Origin of the sequence: Pseudomonas sp. JY-Q, assembly GCF_001655295.1 — a bacterium.
In the GTDB taxonomy this organism is placed as follows: Bacteria; Pseudomonadota; Gammaproteobacteria; order Pseudomonadales; family Pseudomonadaceae; genus Aquipseudomonas; species Aquipseudomonas alloputida.
The window spans coordinates 5,111,417-5,135,200 of sequence record NZ_CP011525.1; the positions used below are offsets into that span (position 1 = coordinate 5,111,417).

At 61.4% G+C, this 23,784-nt stretch carries 19 protein-coding genes; 13 read left to right on the forward strand and 6 right to left on the reverse strand.

From position 1 onward, the window contains the following. Nucleotides 1–24: 24 nt before the first annotated feature. The 6 genes from AA098_RS22975 to AA098_RS23000 all read right to left on the reverse strand — a co-directional run bounded on the left by AA098_RS22975 (nucleotide 25) and on the right by AA098_RS23000 (nucleotide 5,107). Nucleotides 25–1,182 carry a phosphatidylserine/phosphatidylglycerophosphate/cardiolipin synthase family protein gene (locus tag AA098_RS22975; protein WP_004574420.1) on the reverse strand — a complete coding sequence of 386 codons (1,158 nt, stop codon included), beginning with the start codon at nucleotides 1,180–1,182 and terminating at the stop codon, nucleotides 25–27. Between the two features lies 1 nt (nucleotide 1,183). Next, the gene (locus AA098_RS22980) at nucleotides 1,184–1,765 is read right to left on the reverse strand and encodes a YceI family protein (protein ID WP_054889104.1); all 582 of its coding nucleotides are present in this window, start codon (nucleotides 1,763–1,765) and stop codon (nucleotides 1,184–1,186) included. Between the two features lie 44 nt (nucleotides 1,766–1,809). Continuing rightward, on the reverse strand, nucleotides 1,810–2,106 hold the full coding sequence (locus AA098_RS22985) for a hypothetical protein (protein ID WP_004574417.1): 297 nt from the start codon (nucleotides 2,104–2,106) through the stop codon (nucleotides 1,810–1,812). Continuing rightward, nucleotides 2,103–3,182 (reverse strand): serine hydrolase, encoded by a 1,080-nt coding sequence (locus AA098_RS22990; RefSeq protein ID WP_064615026.1) that lies wholly within the window; start codon nucleotides 3,180–3,182, stop codon nucleotides 2,103–2,105. The genes AA098_RS22985 and AA098_RS22990 overlap by 4 nt, the downstream gene beginning before the upstream one ends. Before the next feature lie 108 nt (nucleotides 3,183–3,290). Continuing rightward, nucleotides 3,291–3,851 carry a response regulator transcription factor gene (locus tag AA098_RS22995; protein ID WP_003255244.1) on the reverse strand — a complete coding sequence of 187 codons (561 nt, stop codon included), beginning with the start codon at nucleotides 3,849–3,851 and terminating at the stop codon, nucleotides 3,291–3,293. Continuing rightward, nucleotides 3,851–5,107: an ATP-binding protein gene (locus tag AA098_RS23000; RefSeq protein ID WP_003255246.1), complete on the reverse strand. Its 1,257-nt coding sequence runs from the start codon at nucleotides 5,105–5,107 to the stop codon at nucleotides 3,851–3,853. The genes AA098_RS22995 and AA098_RS23000 overlap by 1 nt, the downstream gene beginning before the upstream one ends. Nucleotides 5,108–5,309: 202 nt before the next feature. Between AA098_RS23000 and AA098_RS23005 the strand changes: the two genes are divergently transcribed. The 13 genes from AA098_RS23005 to AA098_RS23065 all read left to right on the forward strand — a co-directional run bounded on the left by AA098_RS23005 (nucleotide 5,310) and on the right by AA098_RS23065 (nucleotide 23,746). After that, nucleotides 5,310–6,026 carry an SIMPL domain-containing protein gene (locus AA098_RS23005; protein WP_003255248.1) on the forward strand — a complete coding sequence of 239 codons (717 nt, stop codon included), beginning with the start codon at nucleotides 5,310–5,312 and terminating at the stop codon, nucleotides 6,024–6,026. A gap of 380 nt (nucleotides 6,027–6,406) precedes the next feature. Next, complete coding sequence (locus tag AA098_RS23010; RefSeq protein WP_019750529.1) at nucleotides 6,407–8,032, forward strand: ABC transporter substrate-binding protein; 1,626 nt, start codon at nucleotides 6,407–6,409, stop codon at nucleotides 8,030–8,032. A gap of 147 nt (nucleotides 8,033–8,179) precedes the next feature. Beyond that, nucleotides 8,180–9,772, forward strand: coding sequence for an ABC transporter substrate-binding protein (locus tag AA098_RS23015; protein ID WP_054889102.1), 1,593 nt, complete (start codon nucleotides 8,180–8,182; stop codon nucleotides 9,770–9,772). A gap of 228 nt (nucleotides 9,773–10,000) precedes the next feature. Continuing rightward, complete coding sequence (locus AA098_RS23020; protein ID WP_003255254.1) at nucleotides 10,001–11,380, forward strand: OprD family porin; 1,380 nt, start codon at nucleotides 10,001–10,003, stop codon at nucleotides 11,378–11,380. Between the two features lie 78 nt (nucleotides 11,381–11,458). Further along, nucleotides 11,459–13,069 (forward strand): ABC transporter substrate-binding protein, encoded by a 1,611-nt coding sequence (locus tag AA098_RS23025; RefSeq protein WP_033726404.1) that lies wholly within the window; start codon nucleotides 11,459–11,461, stop codon nucleotides 13,067–13,069. A gap of 91 nt (nucleotides 13,070–13,160) precedes the next feature. After that, nucleotides 13,161–14,171, forward strand: a complete 1,011-nt coding sequence (locus tag AA098_RS23030) for an ABC transporter permease subunit (protein ID WP_064615027.1) — start codon at nucleotides 13,161–13,163, stop codon at nucleotides 14,169–14,171. Nucleotides 14,172–14,181: 10 nt separating this feature from the next. Beyond that, entirely contained in the window at nucleotides 14,182–15,108 is a 927-nt protein-coding gene (locus AA098_RS23035) for an ABC transporter permease subunit (protein WP_003255259.1), read from the forward strand. Between the two features lie 10 nt (nucleotides 15,109–15,118). Beyond that, complete coding sequence (locus tag AA098_RS23040) at nucleotides 15,119–16,087, forward strand: ABC transporter ATP-binding protein (RefSeq protein WP_003255260.1); 969 nt, start codon at nucleotides 15,119–15,121, stop codon at nucleotides 16,085–16,087. Continuing rightward, nucleotides 16,087–17,055, forward strand: coding sequence for a peptide ABC transporter ATP-binding protein (locus AA098_RS23045; RefSeq protein ID WP_003255261.1), 969 nt, complete (start codon nucleotides 16,087–16,089; stop codon nucleotides 17,053–17,055). The genes AA098_RS23040 and AA098_RS23045 overlap by 1 nt, the downstream gene beginning before the upstream one ends. 466 nt (nucleotides 17,056–17,521) lie before the next feature. Beyond that, nucleotides 17,522–21,712 carry an RHS repeat-associated core domain-containing protein gene (locus tag AA098_RS23050; RefSeq protein WP_082916922.1) on the forward strand — a complete coding sequence of 1,397 codons (4,191 nt, stop codon included), beginning with the start codon at nucleotides 17,522–17,524 and terminating at the stop codon, nucleotides 21,710–21,712. Further along, nucleotides 21,712–22,275, forward strand: a complete 564-nt coding sequence (locus AA098_RS23055) for a hypothetical protein (protein ID WP_003248461.1) — start codon at nucleotides 21,712–21,714, stop codon at nucleotides 22,273–22,275. Before AA098_RS23050 ends, AA098_RS23055 begins: the two co-directional genes overlap by 1 nt. 34 nt (nucleotides 22,276–22,309) lie before the next feature. Further along, nucleotides 22,310–22,504 carry a hypothetical protein gene (locus tag AA098_RS23060; RefSeq protein WP_064615028.1) on the forward strand — a complete coding sequence of 65 codons (195 nt, stop codon included), beginning with the start codon at nucleotides 22,310–22,312 and terminating at the stop codon, nucleotides 22,502–22,504. Nucleotides 22,505–22,921: 417 nt separating this feature from the next. Then, on the forward strand, nucleotides 22,922–23,746 hold the full coding sequence (locus tag AA098_RS23065) for a nuclear transport factor 2 family protein (protein ID WP_177342686.1): 825 nt from the start codon (nucleotides 22,922–22,924) through the stop codon (nucleotides 23,744–23,746). The last annotated feature ends 38 nt before the right edge of the window (nucleotides 23,747–23,784 follow it).

Below are 23,784 nucleotides of genomic sequence, written 5' to 3' on the forward strand. Positions count from 1 at the left end.
ATAGTCACTGCACGATAGCCGCTGTCAGTCACGGCGGTCGAGGAAGTTGACCACCAACCGATCAAGCCAGCCCCAGATCCGTTGCTTCACCCTGCGCCACAAAGGGCGCGCATGCCAGTGGGCGAGGTCGACTTCTTCGCTCTGGGCGAAGTCGCGCTCGAAGCTGGCCACCACCGCCGCTGTCAACGGCGGGTCCAGCGCTTCGATGTTGGCTTCAAGGTTGAAGCGCAAGTTCCAGTGGTCGAAGTTGCACGAACCGACGCTGACCCAGTCGTCTACCACAGCCATCTTCAGGTGCAGGAAGCACGGCTGGTACTCGAAAATCCGCACGCCCGCACGCAACAGACGCGGGTAGTACCGATGCCCGGCGTAGCGTACCGAGGGGTGATCGGTGCGCGGACCGGTCAACAACAGACGCACGTCGAGCCCCTTGCTGGCGGCCCGACGCAATGAACGGCGCACGCTCCAGGTCGGCAAGAAGTACGGCGTGGCCAGCCACACCCGTTTCTTGCCGCTGTTCAGCGCCCGTACCAGCGCGTGAAGGATGTCCTGGTGCTGGCGGGCGTCGGCATAAGCGACCCGGCCCATGCCCTGCCCCTGCGCAGGCACCTTGGGCAGACGCGGCAGACCAAAGCCTTCAGCAGGGCGCCAGGCGGTGCGGCGGTTGTTGGCTTGCCACTGACGGTCAAACAGCAACTGCCAGTCGCTCACCACCGGCCCCTGCATCTGCACCATCACTTCGTGCCATTCGCTGGTCGCCTCACCGGGCGTCCAGAACTCGTCGGTAACGCCCGTCCCCCCCACCACGGCCCAACGTTCGTCAACCAGCAGCAATTTGCGATGATCACGGTAGAGATTACGCAGGCCACGCTTCCAGCGCAGGCGGTTATACCAGCGCAAGTACACGCCAGCGTCCAGCAGGCGCTGACGCAACGCGCTGTTGAAGGCCAATGAACCGTAGTCATCAAACAGGCACCGCACCCGTACGCCACGCCGGGCAGCCCGCTCCAGCGCGTCGACCACTGCATCGGCACAGGCCCCGGCCTCGACCAGGTACAGCTCCAGGTCAACCTGGAACTCGGCACGCATGATCGCCTGGAGCATGCGCGGAAAAAACACAGGGCCGTCGATAAGCAGTTCGAACTGATTGCCATCACGCCAGGGGAAGACCGGCCCCGCCATGTCAGCGCGCAGTGAAGATCAGCACCGCGCTAACCGGTACCGACGGGTTGATGGACTTCAACCTGGCGAACTTGCGCAGGCTTTCCAGCCCCTGCAGCAAGCCAAAATCTTCGGCGCGCAGCACCAGAGGCTCAAGGGTCACCACCTGGAAGCGCCGCGCATCCAGGCGGGTAGCCAGCAACAGAACACTGTAACTGTGCGACTGGCCATGCAGGGTGACCGTCAGCGGCAGGCGCAATTCGATCTGTGCACCGTCGGCCAGGTCATTGATCGGCTGCAGGTCAATCTGCGCCTTCACGGTGGCCTCGGCGAAGCGCTCGACCTCGAACAGGTTGTCGCGCATTTGCTCGTCACGCAGCGGAATACCACTGCTCACCGAGTCCATCTCGATCCTCAACCCGGCCATACCCTTGCGATCGACCGTGCCATGCAACACCAGAAAGCGATGCACTTCGGCGGTGTCGCCGTTCTTGCCGGTGATGAATGACAGCCGTGAGGATTCGCCATCCAGGTGCCAATTGGCATGAGCGGGCAGGCACAAAGCCAGCAATAAGGCAGGCAGCAGACGGGGCAACTTGAACATGACAGATCTCGTGAAACCAGGCCGCCAACCTTACCCGCCTGCATTCATGGCAGCAAGCGGCAGCCCTCACGCGCGCCTTGCCAGGCCGCCTGGCTGCGTCGCCCCAGGCCTTCAGCGGTGACTCGCTGCTGCTGGCTGTTTTCCTCCAGCAGGCTCAGTGGCAGCCACTGCTTCACGTACCCTTGGCAATACACCTTGTCGAAGCCCATGACAAAGCGGCAGGAACAGTATTCCTTGGCCGAGTAGGCCGAGAGTATGCCGGGGAAGTCCGCCAGCGCCTGGCGTTCCTGCCAGGCCCAGTACAGGAGCCCTGCCAGCGCCAGCAGCACTAACCGCTTCATGCCCCCTCCCCGGCCAGTACCGCCAGCACCCGCTTGAGCAATTCGTCGTGTCGATAGCTGCCGTCGCGGTCATCGGCGTAGCGCACGATCACCAGCTTTTGCTCAGGCAGCACATATAACGCCTGCCCCCAGTGGCCAAGGGCGGCGAAGGTGTCTGCCGGTGCACTGGGCCAAGGCCGCTCGGCGCCAGCCAGCGACTGGTTGAGCCACCAATGGCCACCAGGGACGGCCTCACCAGGCAGCGCTTGGGCCTGGGCAAACGGGGTGCGGTTGAAGGCGACCCAGGCCTTGGGCAGCAATTGTCGGCCCTGCCAGCGCCCGTCGCGCTGCATCAGCAGGCCAATACGGGCCAAATCACGGGCACTGAGGTAGAGATAGGAAGAGCCTACGTAGGTGCCTGCCCGGTCACGCTCCCACACCGCACTGCCGATACCCAACGGGGTGAACAGTGCGTGCCAGGGGTAGTCGGGGTACTGCCCGGCATCGAGCATGCCGCGCAGCGCGGCGGCCAGCAGGTTGCTGTCGCCGCTGGAGTAGAGGAATCGCTGACCGGGGCTGGCGGCGGCACTCTGCGCCGCCGCGTAGGCAGCCATGTCTGCGCGGCCACGGGTATACAGCATGGCCACCACCGAGGACTTCAGCGGCGCGTATTCGTAGTCTTCCTGCCACTCGAGGCCACTGGCCCAGTGCAGCAGGTCGGCCACGCGCACGCCGGGGTGGGCGCGCATGGGTGGATAGAAGCGGCTGACCGGGTCTTGCAGCTGGAAGCGGCCTTCGCCCTGGGCCACGCCCATTATCGTGGCCAGTACGCTCTTGCTGACCGACCAGGTCAGGTGCGCGGTGGCGGCACGGGTGGGCGCGGTGTAGCGCTCGTGGAGGATACGCCCGTCGCGGATGATCAGCAGAGCGTCCGTGCGGATGCCGCTGCGCTCCGAGGGGGAGCGTGCAGGAAAGGCGTAAGCGTCGACGGCCTGCCAGTCGAGGGTGGCGGGGTCGTTCTGCCACTGCGGGTCGGGCCAGTCCTCCGCCTTGGCACTACCTGCAACCAGCGCAAGGATGACCAACAGTACCTTCATCGTGCTCGCCTTGATGGGGGCTGCTTTGCAGCCCTTCGCGGGCAAGCCCGCGCTCACAGTTGCAGGAGCGGATTCCCCCGCGAACAGGCCAACATCATCAATACAGAATCAGCGCCGAACCGGCCGCTTCTGCAGCTTGCGCTGCAACGTCCGTCGGTGCATGCCCAACGCCCGCGCGGTGGCCGAGATATTACCTTCATGCTCGTTCAGCACGCGCTGGATATGTTCCCACTGCAGGCGATCGACCGACATCGGGTTTTCCGGCACCAGGGTATCCAGGTCGGTGTGCTCCGACAGCAGTGCTGCCAACACATCATCAGCGTCAGCCGGCTTGCACAGGTAGTTGCAGGCACCGCGCTTGACCGCCTCCACTGCGGTGGCAATGCTCGAGTACCCGGTCAGGATCACCACGCGCATTTCCGGGTCCAGTTCCAGCAGCTTGGGCAGCAGCACCAGGCCGGAGTCGCCATCCATCTTCAGGTCCAGCGTGGCGTAGTCCGGCAGGTCCTGCTGGGCCAGAATCAAGCCTTCTTCGGCAGAACTGGCAGTGCTCACACGGAAACCGCGACGGCTCATGGCCCGGGCCATGACCCGGGTGAAGGTGGCATCGTCATCCACCAGCAGCAGGTGCGGCAGCTCTTCGCTTTCGACCTGGTTTTCTTCGCTCATCATTCATCTCCTCGCTTGCCATAGGGCAGGCGCAGTTCGGTCAGGGTGCCACCCTGTTCATGACTATAGAGTTTCACCGAGCCGCCCGCACGGGTCACGCTGGCCTTGCTCAAGAACAGGCCCAGGCCGAAGCCTTTGCCCTTGGTGGTAATAAAAGGTTTGCCAATGGCTTCGGCAATGGCTGGCGGTACACCAGGACCATGGTCGCGGATACTGATGACGATGTCCTGGGCGTCCCAGTCCAGGCGAACCTCCAGATCATCAGGGCAGGCATCGGCGGCATTGTTCAACAGATTCAGTAACGCCTGGGTCAGGTCTGGCGGCGGCGCCAGACGCGGCACCTTGCCGTCGCGCAGGCGCTGGAAGCGGTAGCTGGCTTCCGGGCGCATCAGGTGCCAGCGGTTGAGCGCCTCGTCCAGCCAGGCAGTCACATCCTGCTCCACGATGGCCAGGCGTCGGTTGGCTTCGGCTGCGCGCACCAGCTGTTGCAAGGTCTCTTTGCACAGCTTTACCTGGTCCTGGAGGATCTGCAGGTCCTCCTGCAACAGCGGGTCGGTGTGGTCCTGGCGCATTTCGTTGATCAGCACGCTCATGGTCGCCAGCGGCGTACCCAGTTCATGGGCGGCACCGGCAGCCTGGGTAGCCACAGCCAGCAGTTGCTCGTCGCGCAGGCTTTCTTCACGCCGCTCTGAACGCAGCTGCTCCTGGCGGCGCAGCTCTTCGGCCATGCGCGCGGCAAAGAAGGTGATCACAGCCGCCGCCAGGGCAATGCTCAGCCACATGCCGTAGACCTGCATCTTGTCCCGCGCCATCGGCAGCCCTTCGAGCGGGTAGAACTGCACCAGCAGCAAGCTGTAGGCCGTCAGCGCAATGCCCGACAGGATCAGCGAATACAGCCACGGCAAGGTCACCGCGGCAATCGCCAGCGGCACCAGGTAATACGACACGAACGGGTTGGTCGAGCCGCCGGAGTAATACAGCAAGGCACTGTGGATCAGCAGGTCACAGGCCAGCTGCAGGGCGTACTCCATTTCGGTGACGGGCAGCGATAGCCGCAGGCGCAGGGCCGTGAAGGCACACAGCAACGAAGACAAGGCCAAGGTGCCGGCCAGTGACAGCCAGGGCAACGGCAGCAGTTCGGTCCAGTAGGCAACGCCCACCGAGCCGGCCTGGGCAGCCAGGACCAGGACCCGAATGACGGTCAGGCGCCAGAGGTTCTGGCGGGTAGCGGACAACGGTTGTACGGCGGCGAGCATGAGCTCTCCTGATGAGTGCTCCAGAAAAATCGGCTGGAGTATACCGAAGCCGGGCGCCTCGCTGCAGCGATGCGGCAAAGCGCCACACTTTGTCACAGGTTCATGATGGCACTTTTGAACCCACTACACTGTTGCCGGTCTTATGGGCCATGCGTGGAATGGATGACCAGCCCCCACGCCTTTAAATGCCAAGGAGTACCACATGCAAATCCCACGTCGCGGCGCTGCCCTGATCATGTCTTGCGGCCTGCTCGCCAGCCTGCCGGCACTGGCCGCCGATGAACCGCGCTTCAACCAGGTATCGCTGCGTGCCGAAGTCAGCAAGGAAGTGGCGCGCGACCTGATGGTCGTGACCCTGTACAGCGAAGCGCAGAACAGCGACCCGGGCAAGCTCGCCAAGCAGATTACCGAAACCATGAACAAGGCCGTGCAGCAGTCACGCCAGGTCAAGGACGTGAAGATCAGCCAAGGCAGCCGCAACAGCTACCCGGTGTATGACAGCAAGGGCCAGAAAATTACCGGCTGGCGCGAACGCGCCGAACTGCGCCTTGAAAGCGCCAACTTCCCGGCCTTGTCCCAGCTTACCGCCGATTTGTTGCAAGAGCTGAAAATGGCTGGCATGGACTTCTCCATCGCCCCGGCCACGCGCAAGGCCAGCGAGGATGCTCTGCTCAAGGATGCGGTCGATGCCTTCAAGGCACGCGCGCAACTGGCGACTGAAGCGCTGGGTGGCAAAGGCTACAAAGTGGTGAGCCTGAACCTCAACAGCAGCGGCTACCCGCGCCCGTACTTGCGTAGCGCGCCGATGGCAATGAAGGCCATGGGGGCTGATGAAGCAGCACCGGCGCCAGATATCGAGGCGGGCACCAGTGAAGTGAGCATGAATGCCGATGGCCTGATCGAAGTGCAGATGCCATAAGGCGTCCACGCATCATCTGTGGGAGCCCGCGAGCAAGACACGGCGGTGGATGGCACGGGCTTCGCCCGTGTTCGCGGGTAAACCCGCTCCTACAGGTGAACGCGCCATTTTCACGATTTTCAGACCTTTCTTACGCACCATCAAGGTGCGTCCTACGTTTACCCTTGCCTAGAAACATCGCGCAAAACGCCATCATTTTGCCTACGCAAACGTTTAACTTCGCCAAAAGTTATACCGATGCGACATCCATGTACGGTCGTACCACTTTTCTGACGCCAACTATCCTTGTACCTGTTGCATTGGGAACACCCCCTGCATAAGTATCCGCAGGTCGGCTCACGAGGCCACCTCATCCAAAAAATGACAACAATGAGGCCACCATGCTCAAACACGCAGTCATTCCGTTCCTGCTGGGTGCAGGCTTGCTCAGCGGCGCACCGTCGGCCGTTGCCGCATCCAACCTGGTGTTCTGCTCCGAAGGCAGCCCAGCCGGCTTCGATCCGGGGCAGTACACCACCGGGACCGACTTCGACGCCTCGGCAGAGACCGTGTTCAACCGTCTGACCCAGTTCGAGCGCGGCGGCACTGCGGTCATCCCGGGCCTGGCGACCAAATGGGAAGTGTCCGACGACGGCAAGACCTACACCTTCCACCTGCGTGAAGGGGTCAAGTTCCACACCACCGACTACTTCAAGCCCAGTCGCCCGTTCAACGCCGACGACGTGCTGTTCACCTTCAACCGCATGCTCGACAAGGACAACCCGTTCCGCAAGGCGTACCCCACCGAGTTTCCATACTTCACCGACATGGGCATGGACAAGAACATTGCCAAGGTGGAGAAGCTTGACGAGCACACGGTTAAGTTCACCCTCAACGAGGTGGACGCCGCGTTCATCCAGAACCTGGCCATGAGCTTTGCCTCGATCCAGTCCGCCGAATACGCCGACCAGTTGCTCAAGAATGGCAAGGCCGCCGACATCAACCAGAAGCCGATCGGCACCGGCCCGTTCGTGTTCAGCAAGTACCAGAAGGACGCGCAGATCCGCTTCAAGGGCAACAAGGACTACTGGAAGCCCGAGGACGTGAAGATCGACAACCTGATCTTTGCCATCACCACCGACGCCTCGGTGCGCATGCAGAAGCTTAAAAAGAACGAGTGCCAGGTCACCCTGTTCCCACGCCCGGCCGACATCGAGCCGCTAAAAGCCGACAAGAACCTGCAAATGCCGCAGCAGGCCGGCTTCAACCTCGGCTATATCGCCTACAACGTGATGGACAAGATCAAGGGCAGCAACGAGGCCAACCCCATGGCCCAGCTGAAAGTCCGACAGGCGCTGGACATGGCCGTGGACAAGAAAAAGATCATCGAGTCGGTGTATCAGGGCGCCGGCCAGCTGGCGGTCAACGCCATGCCGCCAACGCAGTGGTCCTATGACGACAGCATCAAGGACGCCGCCTTCGACCCCGAGAAAGCCAAGCAACTGCTCAAGGAAGCCGGCATCAAGGAAGGCACCGAAATCACCCTGTGGGCCATGCCCGTGCAACGCCCGTACAACCCCAATGCCAAACTGATGGCCGAGATGCTCCAGTCCGACTGGGCCAAGATCGGTATCAAGGCGAAGATCGTCAGTTATGAATGGGGCGAGTACATCAAACGCTCCAAAGGCGGCGAACAGGGTGCCATGCTGATTGGCTGGAGCGGTGACAATGGTGACCCGGACAACTGGCTGGGTACCCTCTACGGTTGCGATGCCGTCGATGGCAACAACTTCTCCAAGTGGTGCTACAAGCCCTACGACGACCTGATCAAGCAGGCCAAGGCCACGTCCGACCAGGCCAAACGTACCGAGCTGTACCAAAAGGCGCAGCACATCCTCAAGGAGCAGGTACCGATCACCCCGATCGCCCACTCCACCGTCTACCAGCCCATGAGCGCCAAGGTGAAGGACTTCAAGATCAGCCCATTCGCGCTGAACGCCTTCTACGGCGTCAGCGTGGACAAATAGGCTGACCGTGGCACCCGCTGAGCGGCGGGTGCCCCTCCCTCCTTGCCACCCTTTCATGTCGTCCTGCGGCTATCCGCTGCGGGGTCGGCTAACTGTTGCCGCCATTCGCACCCCGAGGCGGCGCAAACAGATGAAAAAGGAACTGCCATGCGCCACGCCAAACGCCTTTCGACCCTGCTGGCCCTGGGCCTGATCAGCCAATCCCCGGCCCTTTTGGCCAACAATCTGGTGTTCTGCTCCGAGGGCAGCCCAGCTGGCTTCGACACCGCCCAGTACACCAGCGCCACCGACAACGACGCCGCCGAACCCATCTACAACCGCCTGGTCGAGTTCGAACGTGGCGGCACCGCCGTGCACCCGGCCCTGGCGACGCACTGGGAGGTGTCCGACGACGGCCTGCGCTACACCTTCCACCTGCGTGAAGGGGTCAAGTTCCACAGCAACAAGGCCTTCAGCCCGAGCCGCACGTTCAACGCCGATGATGTGCTGTTCACCTTCAACCGCATGCTCGACAAGGGGCATCGGTTCCGTCAGGCCTACCCTACCGAGTTTCCCTATTTCAACGGCATGGGCCTGGACAAGAACATCGCCCGCGTCGAGAAGACCGACCCATTGACCGTGGTGTTCACCCTGAACACCGTCGATGCCGCGTTCGTCCAGAACCTGGCCATGAGTTTCGCCTCCATCCTCTCCGCTGAATACGCCGAACAGCTACTGGCCAGTGGACGCCCCAGCGACATCAATCAGCAGCCTATCGGTACCGGGCCGTTCGTGTTCCAGCGCTACCAGAAGGATTCGCAGATCCGCTACAAGGGCAACAAGGACTATTGGGCAGCGAACGAGGTGAAGATCGACAACCTGGTGTTCTCGATCAATACCGACCCCTCGGTGCGCATCCAGAAGCTGCGCCGCAACGAATGCCAGGTCACCCTGCACCCACGCCCGGCCGACCTGCCGGCGCTCAAGGCCGACAGCACGCTGCAGGTGCTCCAGCAACCAGGCTTCAACCTCGGCTACATCGCCTACAACACCCAGCACCCGCCATTCGACCGCCTGGAAGTGCGCCAGGCAATGGACATGGCGGTCAACAAGAAAGCCATCCTCCAGGCGGTGTATCAGGACGCCGGCCAACGGGCGGTCAACGCCATGCCACCAACCCAGTGGTCCTATGACGACAGCATCAAGGACGCCCCGTACGCGCCCGAAAAGGCCAGACAGCTGCTCCAGCAGGCCGGTGTCAAACCTGGCACCGAGGTCACCCTGTGGGCCATGCCGGTGCAACGCCCGTACAACCCCAATGCCAAGCTGATGGCCGAAATGCTCCAGGCCGACTGGAGCAAACTCGGTTTCAAGGTGCGCATCGTCAGCTACGAATGGGGCGAATACCTCAAGCGCATGAAAAACGGTGAGCACGACATCGCCCTGATCGGCTGGACCGGTGACAACGGCGACCCGGACAACTGGCTGGGCACCCTCTACAGCTGCGATGCCATCGGCAGCAACAACTACTCGCAGTGGTGCGACCCGCAGTACGACAGCCTGGTCAAGCAGGCCAAGCAAGTGACCGACCGTACGCAACGCACCGCCCTGTACCAGCAGGCCCAGCAGCGGCTAAAGCAGCAGGTACCGATTACGCCGGTGGCGCATTCCACCGTGAGCCAGCCGCTTAGCGTCAAGGTTTCCCAGTTCAAGGTCAGCCCGTTTGGGCGCAATGATTTTTCCGGTGTGAGTGTTGATTAAGCGTTAGCCAGTACCGGCCTCTTCGCGGGCAAGCCCGCTCCCACAGGATCTCGACAGGTTCGGACACTGCGCCCTACCTGTGGGAGCGAGCTTGCCCGCGACGAGGCCAGAACGGCCAACACAACGCCCCGATTCTGCCCGGCGATCCCGCGGCACCCCTGGCAACACCGCAGCAATCACCCGGCCCACAAGGCCGGCCATAACTAGAAAAGAAAGGGAGCTTTAACCTTGAAAGTATTCACCTTGACCGCACTGGCGTTATCCATCGGTGCCTTTTCCACGGTGGCCCAGGCAGATCCGCAGAGCCAGGACTACCTCCCGCTCACCCTCAAAAGCAGCAGCGAGCAAGCGCAAGCCAGCGGCTTCATCGACGGCCAAAGCCTGTCCGGCAGCACCCGCAACTGGTATGCCCGCGAACGTGCCGCACGCGCGCCGCTGTGGAAGTACTACAAGAACGACGGCACCCGCCACGACACCCACAGCCGTGAAAACTGGGTCCAGGGCACCATCCTCAATTACAGCTCCGGCTTCACCCAGGGCACCGTGGGCTTCGCCGTCGAGGCTGCCGGCTACAACGCCATCGCCCTGCAGCAGAGCCGCGAAGCCATTGCCGGCCCCAACAACCGCACCCTCACCCACAGCGATGGCGACCCCGTCGGCCAGTGGAGCAAACTGGGCCTGGGCAATATCAAGGCGCGCGTGTCCAACACCACCCTTACCCTTGGCCGCCAGTCGGTGGACACGCCGATGATCGCCTACATCGGCAACCGCGCCCTGCCCTCGAGCTTCCAGGGCGCGTTCCTGCACAGCGCTGAATTCGACAACCTCAGCCTCGACCTGGGCACCTTCGACCGCGTCTCGCCACGTACCGAACAGAGCCTCAGCAAGTTCCGCAGCGAGTACAGCGCCACCGGCGTGGAAACCGACCGTGCCAGCACCGCCGGCATCAACTACCAGCCGTTCAAGAGCCTGAGTACCAGCCTGTACGCCACCAAGGTCGACGACTTCTGGAACCAGTACTACTTCGGCGCCAACCATGTGCTCGGCGACAGCGCAGTGCTCAGCCTGAGCACCGGCCTGAACTACTACAAGACCGTCGACGCCGGCAGCCAGAAAATGGGCAAGATCGACAACGACACCTACAGCCTGTCACTGGGCCTGACCCATCAGGCCCACACCCTCAGCGCCTCCTGGCAGCAGGTCAACGGCAATGAGTACTTCGACTACCTGCACGAAACCAACGGCATCTTCCTGGCCAACTCGCTGCTGTCGGACTTCAACGGCCCCAACGAGAAATCGCTGCAGATTTCCTATGTGCTGAACATGGCGCCCTATGGCGTGCCTGGCCTGAAGTTCAACCTGTACAACGCCCGCGGCTGGGGTATCGACGGCACTCACTACCGCGGCACTGCCTACGACGTGAATGGCCTGGATGGCGAAACCCACTATGAGTGGGGTATCGGCACCAGCTACGCGCTGCAGAGCGGGCCGCTGAAAGACACCAGCATACGCGCCACCTACACCACCCATCGCGCCAGCAAGGCCCAGGGCGATGGCAGCCTGGATGAGTTCCGCGTGGTCACCACCATTCCGTTCAACATTCTCTGAGCGCGGGCGCCACGGCCTGTTTCGCTGCGGGCCGTGGCAGCTACGCTGGAATCAATGCACGCAGGGAGACTTCAACCTATGCAGATAGCTTTCAGGAAAACGCCAGTGCTGCGCCTTACCCTGGCAGCGCTGATACTGGGCAGCGCCACGCATCTGGCCGCCAAGCCGCTGGTGGTGTGTACCGAAGCCAGCCCGGAAGGGTTCGACGTGGTTCAGTACACCACTGGGGTCACTTTCGATGCCGCGTCCGAAACCCTGTTCAACCGCCTGGTCGACTTCAAGCCCGGCACCACCGATATCCAGCCGGCCCTGGCCGAGCGTTGGGACATTTCAGCCGACGGCCTGACCTACACGTTTCACCTGCGCCAGGGGGTGAAGTTCCACAGCACCGAGTACTTCACCCCAACCCGTGAATTCAACGCCGACGATGTGCTGTGGAGCCTGCGCCGCCAGCTCGACCCCGCCCATCCATGGCACGACAAGACCAGCGTCGGCTACCCGTACTTCGAAAGCATGGCCTTCAAGCAACTGCTCAAGTCGGTGGACAAAACCGACGACCACACGGTGGTGATCACACTCACCCGCCCGGAAGCGCCGTTCCTGCGGGACATGGCGATGGGGTTCACCTCGATCTACTCCGCCGAATACGGCGACCAGTTGCTCAAGGCCGGCAAGACCGCAGCGCTGAACAGCAAGCCGATCGGCACCGGCCCGTTCATCTTCCAGCGCTACAACAAGGATGCGCAGGTCCGCTTCAAACCTAACCCGGATTACTTTCGCGGCAAGCCGCCTGCCGACGCCCTGATATTCGCCATCGCTACCGATAGCAACGTGCGCCTGCAGAAACTGCGCGCCAACGAGTGCCAGGTGGCGTTGTACCCCAAACCCGAGGACGTGCCGTCGATAAAGGCCGACGCCAGGCTCAAGGTCGCAGAGACCGAAGCGTTGGTCACCGGCTACATCGCCATGAATACCCAGCACAAATACCTCAACGACGTGCGCGTGCGTAAAGCCATCAACATGGCCTTCGACCGCCAGACCCATGTCGACCAACTGTTTGGCAAAGGCAACGCACTGGTGGGTGTAAACCCTTACCCACCCACCATGATCGGCTACAACACCCACAACCAGAACCCACCGCGCGACCTCGATAAAGCCCGCGCCCTGCTCAGGCAGGCCGGTGTACCCGAGGGCACGGTAATCACCCTGTTCACCCGCAACGGCGGCGGCATGACCAACCCTAACCCGCGCCTGTCCGCCGAAATGCTGCAAGCCGACCTCAAGCAGATCGGCCTGAAGCTGGATATTCGCGTGATGGAATGGGCCGAGATGCTGCGCCGCGCCAAGCAGGGCGAAGCCGACCTGGTGTCCACCGGCTGGGCAGGCGACAACGGCGACCCGGACAATTTCCTTGGCCCGCTGCTCAGTTGCGAGGCAGCCAAAAACGGTGAGAACTACGCGCGCTGGTGCAACTCGAAATTCCAGGAACTGATCACCCGTGCCCGCGAGGTGATCGACAACGACGAGCGCGCAAGGCTCTATAGCGAGGCATTGAAGGTGTACGATGACGACCAACCCTGGATCAGCATGGCCCACCCCAAGGTGTTCACGGCCATGCGTGACAACGTGGAGGGCTACGTGATCAGCCCTCTGACCAACAATAACTTCGCCACGACCAAGGTGAAGTAGAACAACAACGACCGCCGGCCACCCACACGGGGACCGGCGGCACTGCCGTACCGGGCTGATCGCCCCACGGCCTGATGAGGTAACCCCGACAATGTTGAGTTTTATTGCCCGGCGCCTTGGCCTGCTGATACCGACCTTTTTCGGCATCACCTTGCTGACCTTCGCGCTCATACGCCTGATCCCCGGCGACCCGGTGGAAGTGATGATGGGCGAGCGCAGGGTCGACCCCGAAATGCATGCCCAGGCCATGGAACGCCTGGGCCTGAACAAGCCACTGCCGGTCCAGTACCTGGACTACGTCGGCAAACTTGCCCAGGGTGACCTTGGCGAATCGCTGCGCACCCGCGAAAGCGTGTGGCGCGAGTTCCTCACCCTGTTCCCGGCCACCCTGGAACTGGCCTTCGCCGCCCTGCTGTTCGCCGGCGTCGTCGGCCTGCTGGCCGGTATAATCGCCGCACTCAAGCGCGGTTCGCTGTTCGACCACGGGGTCATGGGCATATCACTGGCCGGCTACTCGATGCCGATTTTCTGGTGGGGCCTGATCCTGATCATGTTCTTCTCCGTGAGCCTGGGCTGGACCCCGGTTTCCGGGCGCATCGACCTGCTCTACGACATCGAGCCGAAAACCGGCTTCATGCTTATCGACACCCTGCTCAGCGATGAAGAAGGCGCGTTCAAGGACGCTGTGATGCACCTGATCCTGCCGGCCATCGTGCTCGGCACCATCCCGCTGGCGGTGATCGCCCGCATGACCCGCTCGTCGATGCTCGAAGTACTGCGCGAAGACTACATCCGCACCGCCCGCGCCAAAGGCCTGTCGCCGGCCCGTGTGGTGTTCGTGCATGGCCTGCGCAATGCCTTGATCCCGGTACTGACCGTGTTCGGCCTGCAGGTCGGCACGCTGCTGGCCGGGGCGGTGCTGACCGAAACCATCTTTTCCTGGCCGGGCATCGGCAAATGGCTGATCGAAGCCATCGGTGCCCGTGACTACCCCGTGGTCCAGAACGGCATCCTGTTGATCGCCTGCCTGGTGATTCTGGTCAACTTCGTCGTGGACATCCTCTACGGCCTGGCCAACCCACGCATCCGTCATCAGCGCTGAGGCCCTTGCCATGACTAGCCCGATTACAAAATCCGTGTCACCGGCCAGCCCGGTGGACCAGAGCCTGCTCTACCCCTCCCCGTACAAAGAATTCTGGCAAGCCTTCGCGCGCAACAAAGGCGCGGTCATGGGCCTGGCCTTCATGTGCCTGGTGGTATTCTGCGCGCTGTTCGCGCCTTGGGTCGCCCCGCATGACCCGAGCGAGCAGTACCGCGACTTCCTGCTGACCCCGCCGGTGTGGCTGGAAGGCGGCACCTGGCAGTTCATCCTGGGCACCGACGAACTGGGCCGTGATCTGCTTTCGCGGCTGATTCAAGGTGCACGGCTGTCGCTGCTGATCGGCCTGTCGTCAGTGGTGATGTCACTGATCCCGGGCATTCTCCTTGGCCTGCTGGCCGGCTTTTTCCCGCAGTTGCTCGGCCCGTCGATCATGCGCCTGATGGACGTGATGCTGGCGCTGCCGTCGCTGTTGCTGGCCGTGGCCATCGTCGCCATCCTCGGCCCTGGCCTGATCAACACCGTGATCGCCATCGCCATCGTTTCCCTGCCGTCCTACGTGCGCCTGACCCGCGCCGCGGTGATGGGCGAACTGAACCGCGACTACGTCACCGCCGCCCGCCTGGCCGGCGCCGGCTTGCCCCGGCTGATGTTCGTCACCGTGCTGCCCAACTGCATGGCACCGCTGATCGTGCAGGCCACGCTCAGCTTCTCCTCGGCCATCCTTGACGCCGCCGCACTGGGCTTCCTTGGCCTCGGCGTACAGCCGCCAACCCCCGAGTGGGGCACCATGCTGGCTTCGGCCCGGGATTACATCGAGCGCGCCTGGTGGGTGGTAAGCCTACCCGGCCTGACCATCCTGCTCAGTGTGCTGGCAATCAACCTGATGGGCGACGGCCTGCGCGATGCGCTGGACCCGAAACTCAAGAACGCCGCCTGAGGAGAACGCCATGTCACTGTTGCAGATCAACAACCTGAATGTGCGCTTCGGCGACGCCAACGCGGTACCGGTGGTCGATGGCCTGGACCTGGCGGTGGATGCCGGCGAAATCCTGGCCATCGTCGGCGAGTCTGGCTCGGGCAAGTCGGTCACCATGATGGCCCTGATGGGCCTGATCGATGCGCCCGGGCGCATCACCGCCGACGCCCTCACCTTCGACGGCACCGACATGCTCAAGCTCAGCGGCCGTCAGCGGCGCAAGGTGGTGGGCAAAGACATCGCCATGGTCTTCCAGGACCCGATGACCGCGCTCAACCCCAGCTACACCGTGGGCTTCCAGATAGAGGAAGTGCTGCGCCAGCACTTGGGCCTGAAAGGTAAGGCTGCACGCCAGCGTGCTCTGGAGCTCTTGAAGAAGGTCGAGATTCCGGCCGCCGAAAGCCGCCTGGACGCTTACCCGCACCAGCTGTCAGGCGGCATGAGCCAACGTGTGGCGATCGCCATGGCCATTGCCGGCGAGCCCAAGCTGCTGATCGCCGACGAACCGACCACGGCCCTCGACGTGACCATCCAGGCACAGATCATGGAACTGCTGGTCAACCTGCAGAAGGAGCGCAACATGGCGCTCATCCTGATCACCCACGACCTCGCCGTGGTCGCCGAAACCGCCAGGCGGGTGTGCGTGATGTACGCCGGCCAAGCCGTGGAAGTGGGCCAGGTGCCAGAACTGTTCGATGTGCCCGCCCACCCTTACAGCGAAGCCCTGCTCGCCGCGATCCCCGAGCACAGCATTGGCGCCGAGCGCCTGGCCACACTGCCTGGCATCGTCCCCGGCCGCTACGACCGCCCGGTCGGCTGCCTGCTGTCACCACGCTGCCCCTATGTACAGGACAATTGCCGGCGCCAGCGCCCGCCCCTCGACCCACAGGCCCACAGCCTGGTGCGTTGCTTCTACCCGCTGAACCAGGAGGTGGCGTGATGGCCGTCGTTCTATCTGCCCGGGAGCTGACCCGGCACTACGAAGTCTCCCGCGGGCTGTTCAAGGGCCATGCGCTGGTGCGCGCGCTCAATGGCGTGTCGTTCGAACTGGAGGCCGGCAAGACCCTGGCCGTGGTCGGCGAGTCGGGCTGCGGCAAGTCGACCCTGGCCCGCGCCCTGACCCTGATCGAAGAGCCGTCGTCCGGCTCGCTGCAAATTGCCGGCACTGAGGTGAAGGGCGCCAGCAAGGCAGAGCGCAAACAACTGCGCCGCGATGTGCAGATGGTGTTCCAGAGCCCCTACGCCTCGCTCAACCCACGGCAGAAGATCGGTGACCAACTGGCCGAACCGCTGCTGATCAACACCTCGCTGAGCAAGGCCGAGCGCCGCGACAAAGTGCAGAAAATGATGGAGCAGGTCGGCCTGCGCCCCGAGCACTACCAGCGCTACCCTCACATGTTCTCTGGCGGCCAGCGCCAGCGTATCGCCCTGGCCCGGGCGATGATGCTGCAACCCAAGGTGCTGGTGGCCGACGAACCGACCTCCGCGCTGGACGTGTCGATTCAGGCGCAGGTGCTGAACCTGTTCATGGATCTGCAGAAGGAGTTCAACACTGCCTACGTGTTCATCTCGCACAACCTGGCGGTGGTGCGGCATGTGGCGGATCAGGTACTGGTGATGTACCTGGGGCGGCCGGCGGAAATGGGGCCGAAGGAGGACATCTACAACAAGCCGCTGCATCCCTATACCCAGGCGCTGCTGTCGGCGACACCGGCGATTCATCCAGACCCGTTGAAGCCGAAGATTCGCATCGTCGGGGAGCTGCCCAACCCGCTGAACCCGCCGGATGGGTGTGCGTTCCACAAACGCTGCCCGTATGCGACCGAGCGGTGTGCCAAGGAGGTGCCGGCGCTGAGGCAGGTGAGTACGCGGCAGGTGGCTTGTCACTATGCCGAGCAATTTCTCTAATCTTGTGAGGTGATACGCGAAGGGGACGAGAAAGCCGATGAGGCTGCCGGGGTAGTGTGAACTGCTCCAGGCTTCGGTCCCCTTCATCGAAACGCTGATAAGGAATGATGCATTACTGAGCTGAGTGCAACTCCTCCAACAACTACGACTTTTCTGACAGGCGCCTCTGAAACTCAAAAAAATACAGACTTCGTGCGCAAAGCCCCTCCCCTCTCTACAACCCAGAAAACTCCCGGGACGTGGCTCTATGACACCACGCTAAACCGCGCATAACCCTTACCATACTTGGCTTTCGCATCGTTGACAGAGCGGCGCACGGGTCTATTTACTTGACACCTTTCACGGAAGATTACACGGCAATTGGATTGAAACGCTCACCGTGCATTTCAGGGAGATGCCCATGATCATGGATCGACTCGACCGGGTCGCACGTTGTCCCGTATCTGGCGAACAGGAGTAACCCCTCATGTTCGAAGCGGCCAGGTTCGGCGACGAGATATCGCACACCAGCGCGCTGGGGGGCTTCCTGATCGGGGCCGCCCTGGGGATTGCGCTGGTGGCCACGGTGGCCATCGCCACGTTCACCTGCGGGTTCGGCGTGGCCTTGCTGGCCGGCCTCGCAGCCGGCATCGGGGGCAGCTTGCTGACTGCCGCCGGAGAGGCGATAGGCAGTATGTTCTCGTCCCCCTCAGGGACGATAACCACTGCCTCACCCAACGTGTTCATCAACAGCCGCAAGGCCGCCCGCGTCGAAAAAAGCATCGGTGCCTGCGACAAGCACCCAGGGCCGGTGCAGATTGCCGAAGGCTCGACCAACGTCTTCATCAACAGCGTCGCCGCCGCGCGCAAGGGCGACAAGCTGACCTGCGGCGCCACCATTTCCGGTGGTTCGGACAACGTCATCATCGGCGGCGGCACCTACCGTTACCTGCCCGTGGACGATGAAGTCCCGGAGTGGCTGCGCACCACCGTGGATGTGCTGATGGCCATCGCCGGTGCCGCAGGCGGTATCGCCCAGCTGATCAAGGCGGGTACCCAGGCCGGCATGAAAGCCGTCATGCCTTGCGCGCTGAAGTTCACGGCCGGCTTCGTCGCCGGTGAGGTGGCCAGCCGTTACGTGGTCGAACCCGTGGCCCGCAAGGCTATCGGCGGCCTGGTCGGCAACCCCGTCGACCTCACGACGGGCCGCAAGCTGATCCCCGATGAAATCGACTTCAGCCTGCCGGGCCTGATGCCGATCGAGTGGTCGCGCTTCTACGCCAGCGACCTGACGGTCGACAGCGTACTCGGCCGCGGCTGGGTGCTGCCCTGGGAGCAGAGCCTGCGCCGCCAGGGGGCATTCATCTACCTCACCGACAACCAGGGCCGCGAAGTCCCGTTCGTGACCCTGCAACCGGGGCAGCGCATCTACAACCCGCACGAGCAGGTGTACCTGGTGTGCACCGAGGGCGGCCACTACATCCTGCAGACCCTCGATAACCTGTTCTTCTACTTCGGCGAAGTGCCAGACACCAACACCGAAGTGCCGCTGCAGCGTATCGAGAACGTCCTCGGCCACTTCCTGCACTTCACCCGCACGCCCGACGGCACACTGACCGACATCAGCGCCACCGGCGGCACCCGCGTGCACCTGCACTACGACAACCCGCTGGGTCGCCTGACCGACATCAAGCGCGTGGTGAACAACGAAGCGGTGGAAACGCTTACCCAGTACCGCTACGACGAACACGGCCAGCTGAGCGCGGTGATCAACCGCAACGGCGACACCGTGCGCAGCTTCAGCTACGCCGACGGCCTGATGGTGACCCACAGCAACGCGCTGGGGCTGGGCTGCCACTACCGTTGGCAAACCCTGGGCGACAAGCCACGTGTGGTCGAGCACTGGACCAGCGACGGCGAGCACTACCACTTCCGCTACGACCTCGATAGCCGCACCAGCTGGGCCACCGACGTACTTGGCCGCGAGCTGGAAGTGCAGTACAACGCCGACCACCGCGTGGTCGCCAGCCGCGATTATGGCGGGGAGCGTTACGCCATCGAGCTGGACGAACACGGCAATATGGTTGGCCTGACCTTGCCGGACGGTAACCGCCTGCAATTCAAGTACGACGAATTCTCCCGCTTGCTAGAAGAGACCGATCCGCTGGGCCGCAAGACCACCTACGAATATCACCACCTGACCACACTGGTGACCCAGGTTAGCTACCCGGATGGCAGCACTTGGCGAGCGCGTTACGACGACAAGGGCAACCTGCTCGCCGAATTCGATGCCCTCGGCCAGATGACCGAGTACCTGAACAGCGATGACGGCCTGCCGCACACCATCATCGATGCGACCTACAAGTCCAAGTACCTGTGGTGGAACACCCTGGCCCAGGTCGAGCGCTACCAGGACTGCTCGGGCAAGAGTACGTACTACCGCTATGACGAACGCCAGCACCTGGTGGCGGTGACCGATGCGCTAAACCAGACCACCACGCTGGCGCGCAAGCCCGACGGCGAAGTGCTGCGCATCAGCCACCCGGACGGCACCACGGAAAGCTTCACCTACAACGTATACGGTCAGGTGCTCAGCCACACCGACGGCAAGGGCCAGACCACTCGCCTGATGCGCACCGCCCGCGGCCTGCCGAGCAGCCGCCAGGATGCCAAGGGCCAGCGGGTTCGCTACGAGTACGACAAGGCCATTCGCCTGACCGCGCTGGTCAACGAGAACAACGCCACGTACAGCTTTGGCTACGACGCTTCGGACCGGCTGAGCGAAGAAGTGCGGGTGGATAACCTGACCCGGCGTTTCAGCTACAACGTCGGTGGCCATCTCACACGACTGGATGAGATTGGCTATGGCGAAAATGCCGAGCGGCCGGAGCGCCATACGCTGTTCGAGCGTGATGCCATTGGCCGTTTGGTCGCCAAACTGAATAGCGACGCACAACAGCGATTCACCTATGACGACGGTGACCGGTTGCTGAGCATCGAGCGGCAACCGACCGGGATCGGCAAGCAGCTTGGGATCACAGAAGAAAAGCTTGAGTACACCTACGATCTGCTCGGCCGTCTGACCAAAGAAATCACCCCTGACGGCACGCTTGGCTACGAGTACGACCCGCTCAGCAACCTGACCACGCTGACCCTGCCGGATGGGCGTAAGGTCAATCACCTGTATTACGGCAGTGGCCACCTGCACCAGCTGAACCTGGATGGTCAGGTGATCAGCGACATGGAGCGCGATGACCTGCACCGCGAGGTGTACCGGACCCAGGGCAAGCTCACCAGTTGCTTCGGTTATGACGCCATGGGGCGCAAGGCCTGGCAGTTTGCCTCGACCTTGCCGGCCGACAAGCTCTCGCAGGTGCACAACACCGGCATCAATACCTCGTTGCTGGTCGAGCACGCCTACAACCCGATCCACCGCCGTTACCAGTACGACCCGGCCGGTGAACTGGTGCGTACCCTCGACAAGCTACGCGGTGAGATCAAGTACGAATACGAAGCCAACGGCCAGTTGCGCAGTCGTGATACTGGCTCCTTGATCGGCAGCGAGGAATTCCGCTACGACCCGGCAGCCAACCGCCTGGACTTCAATGCGCGGCAGTTCGACAAGGTCAAGGACAACCGGATCAAACAGTGGCGGGATCAGGAGTACCGCTACGACCCGTGGGGCAATCTGGTCGAGAAACGCTCGGGGCACAGCAAGCTGCAGCACTTCAGCTATGACTGTGAGAACCGGCTGGTGCGGGCGGAGACGTTGGTCAATGGCAAGCTGGAAAGCCAAGGCGAGTATCGTTACGACAGCTTGGGGAGGCGAATAGCCAAGCAGGCTGAAATCAATGGCGAGGTCGAGCAGAAGCGCTTTCTCTGGCAAGGGCTAAGGATGCTGCGGGAGGAAACGCCTGGGCAGAGCATCTTGTACCTGTACGAGCCGGGTAGCTATGCGCCGTTGGCGCGGGTTGATCAGGTTGAAGGGGAAGGGCAGAAGGTCTATTACTTCCATACTGACCAGATTGGTACACCGTTGGAGTTGACGGACAGCGACGGCAAGATCGTTTGGCAGGCGACTTATCGGTCATGGGGGGCACTGGAACATCTTGCAGTCGATGAGATTGAGCAAAATATACGCTTCCAAGGCCAGTACTTTGATGATGAATCAGGTCTGCACTACAATACTTTCAGGCACTATGATCCGGAGTGCGGGAGGTTCGTTACGCAAGATCCAATTGGGCTTGAAGGAGGATTTAATCTTTATTTATATGCCCCTAGCCCTATTCTCTGGCTCGACCCAATGGGGCTGGCAACGTATAACACCATGCCGGGCATCGAAGGGTTCCAAAAACACCATATTATCCCACAGCAGCTAGTGGATCATCCTGTTTTAAAAGCGTCAGGCATGAATATACACGCGCTGAATAATATAATTTATCTCCCGACGCATGAAGAGCTCCATCCTACGCGAACAGTCCACAGAGGATCTCACCCGGGGTATAGTCGAGATGTCAAAGCAAGTTTGAATGAGGTAGAGAAAATTGGGCGTCAGGAAAAATGGACACAAGCCCAATATAAGGCAGCTGTTGAAGATATTATTAGCGAAAATCGTCAAGGCTTGCGCAAGGGCAAAATAAAACTCAATAAAAACTCAATTAGAGGGGTGGCATGTTAATGAAACTGATTGAGCCTGTGGATAATTATCCTGAAAAATATTGGCTTTCCTATGATCATGGGACCAACATAGATCACTTGAGCTTTCAAGAGTGTAAACTGATTTCGGGTTCTGATTTGCCAGTTCAGCTTTCACTCAAGCAAAAGGTCGGCTTGAGTGCGTTTAGGAAGTATGACTATCTTTTTAGTGATGGGCCTGACATTATAACGTCTAGGCTTTTCAATATTTTTCTTGGTATGGGGCTTGAAGGTGAGATTCAGTTTGTACCTGCATGTATTGTGATCAATGGTGATGTGTATAATGATTATTACGCAGTGAACTATTTAGCATCAGAAAGCGCTTTTGATATGGAAAGGTGCATTTATAAACCCTTAATAAAATCATTGCCTGACGGGCCTAAAAGATTCAGTAGGATCGTTCTGCAGGATATCGAACCAACTCATTCAATTTTTCGCGCATTGGAAAGCATGTCGCGCATCGTAGTGTCGAATCGGGCAGCTGAGTCGCTTCAGGATAAGGCTGTGATTGGTATTTGTTTTGTTGAAGGTCGGGATGATATGTGAGCTTGTATTTTCTAATGGCATTTTCGGATGACTAATGCTAAGTGCCCGGGGTCACCTTGGTTGTTCGCTTGAGTTTAACAGCGGTAAGCCTACAACGTCCGACGGCAAACTGACCGACTTCAGCGCCACCGGCTGCACCCACGTGCGCCTGAATTACGACAACCCGCTGGGTCGCCTGACCGACATCAAGCGGGTGACGAACAACAAAGCGGTGGAAACCCTCACCTAGTACCAGTTGCTGGCCAGATAACTGAGGGCTTTGCCCAGGGCATTCTGCGACGTTACCTGTGGGTGCGGTTTTCTCCAAACCTACAAAATCTGGGGATTCGACTATGTTCGCGCCTGCCTACCTTGCACATGCCTTTTGTAGCGAAGAGTTGTAGCAAAAGGGCCGCAAAGCGGCCCCCAAAATCTCAATGCATAAAGAACCAGATCAGAATGATCACCGGAATCGGCACCCCAATCATCCAAAGCAGTATCGAGCGCATGGCCTTTCTCCTTGTTCGATGGTGACAAGAAAGGTGCAGCCGCCATGCCAGTTGTATCAAAAAACTACATTCATAAGAATCAAAGGCTTACCCTCCAAGCCGCCTGAGCAAACCGTGCAATATGCAGGATCCACGCCCTTGCACCTGGGTGTTCTGCAATGCACTATCCACCCATGATCGCCATCACCCTCCCCGACGGCCCCGAGCAAACGCCGCTTACCGCCGAAATCGTGCTGCGCTACCACCTCTGCTGGAAGCATCGCGACCTCGACGGTGTCATGGCGCTCTACCACCCCGATATCCAGTACCACGACTTCTTCCAGAATCGCGTGCTCGGCCATCAGGAACTGCGCGACTACGTACGCGGCTGCCTGCCCCATGAAGCCGGCGAAGACATCGTCCACAGCGACCGCATCCGCGTCGATGGCTGCACCGCATTCATCCAGTATCAGGTCACGGTCCAGGGCGGCGACGGCCTGGTTGCGTTCCAGTCCAGCGAGGCGATCACCGTCAGGGACGGGCTGATCTGGCGGGTCAACGAATACGCCACGCTGGTCCGCCAGAACGGCACAGGCCACGCCAACAGCGGTCCGCGCCCCGCCACCAGCCGCCTGGGCCTGTCGCCCCGGCAGTTGTCGACCATGGCCCAGGACCTGGAGCATTACTTCCAGCGTCAACGCCCCTACCTCGACCCGGAGCTCGACCTGCAACAGGTCGCCGACGCCAGCGGCTACAGCCGCAACCAGATTTCCTACCTGCTCAACCAGGTGCTGGGGCAAAGCTTCTACCGCTACGTCAACCAGGCACGCCTGCAGCACCTGATGGCCAGCCTCGGCGACGACAGCGTCGAGGCGACGATCGACGAGCTGGCCTTCAGTGCCGGCTTCAACTCGCTGTCGGCGTTCTACAAGTGCTTCCGTGAGCACACCGGGCTCACGCCCAAGGCCTACCTGAAGCAAATTTCCCTGCGTGCACGCACGTAAGACAGCCGCCCACTGACACCACTAGCATCGCCCACAGA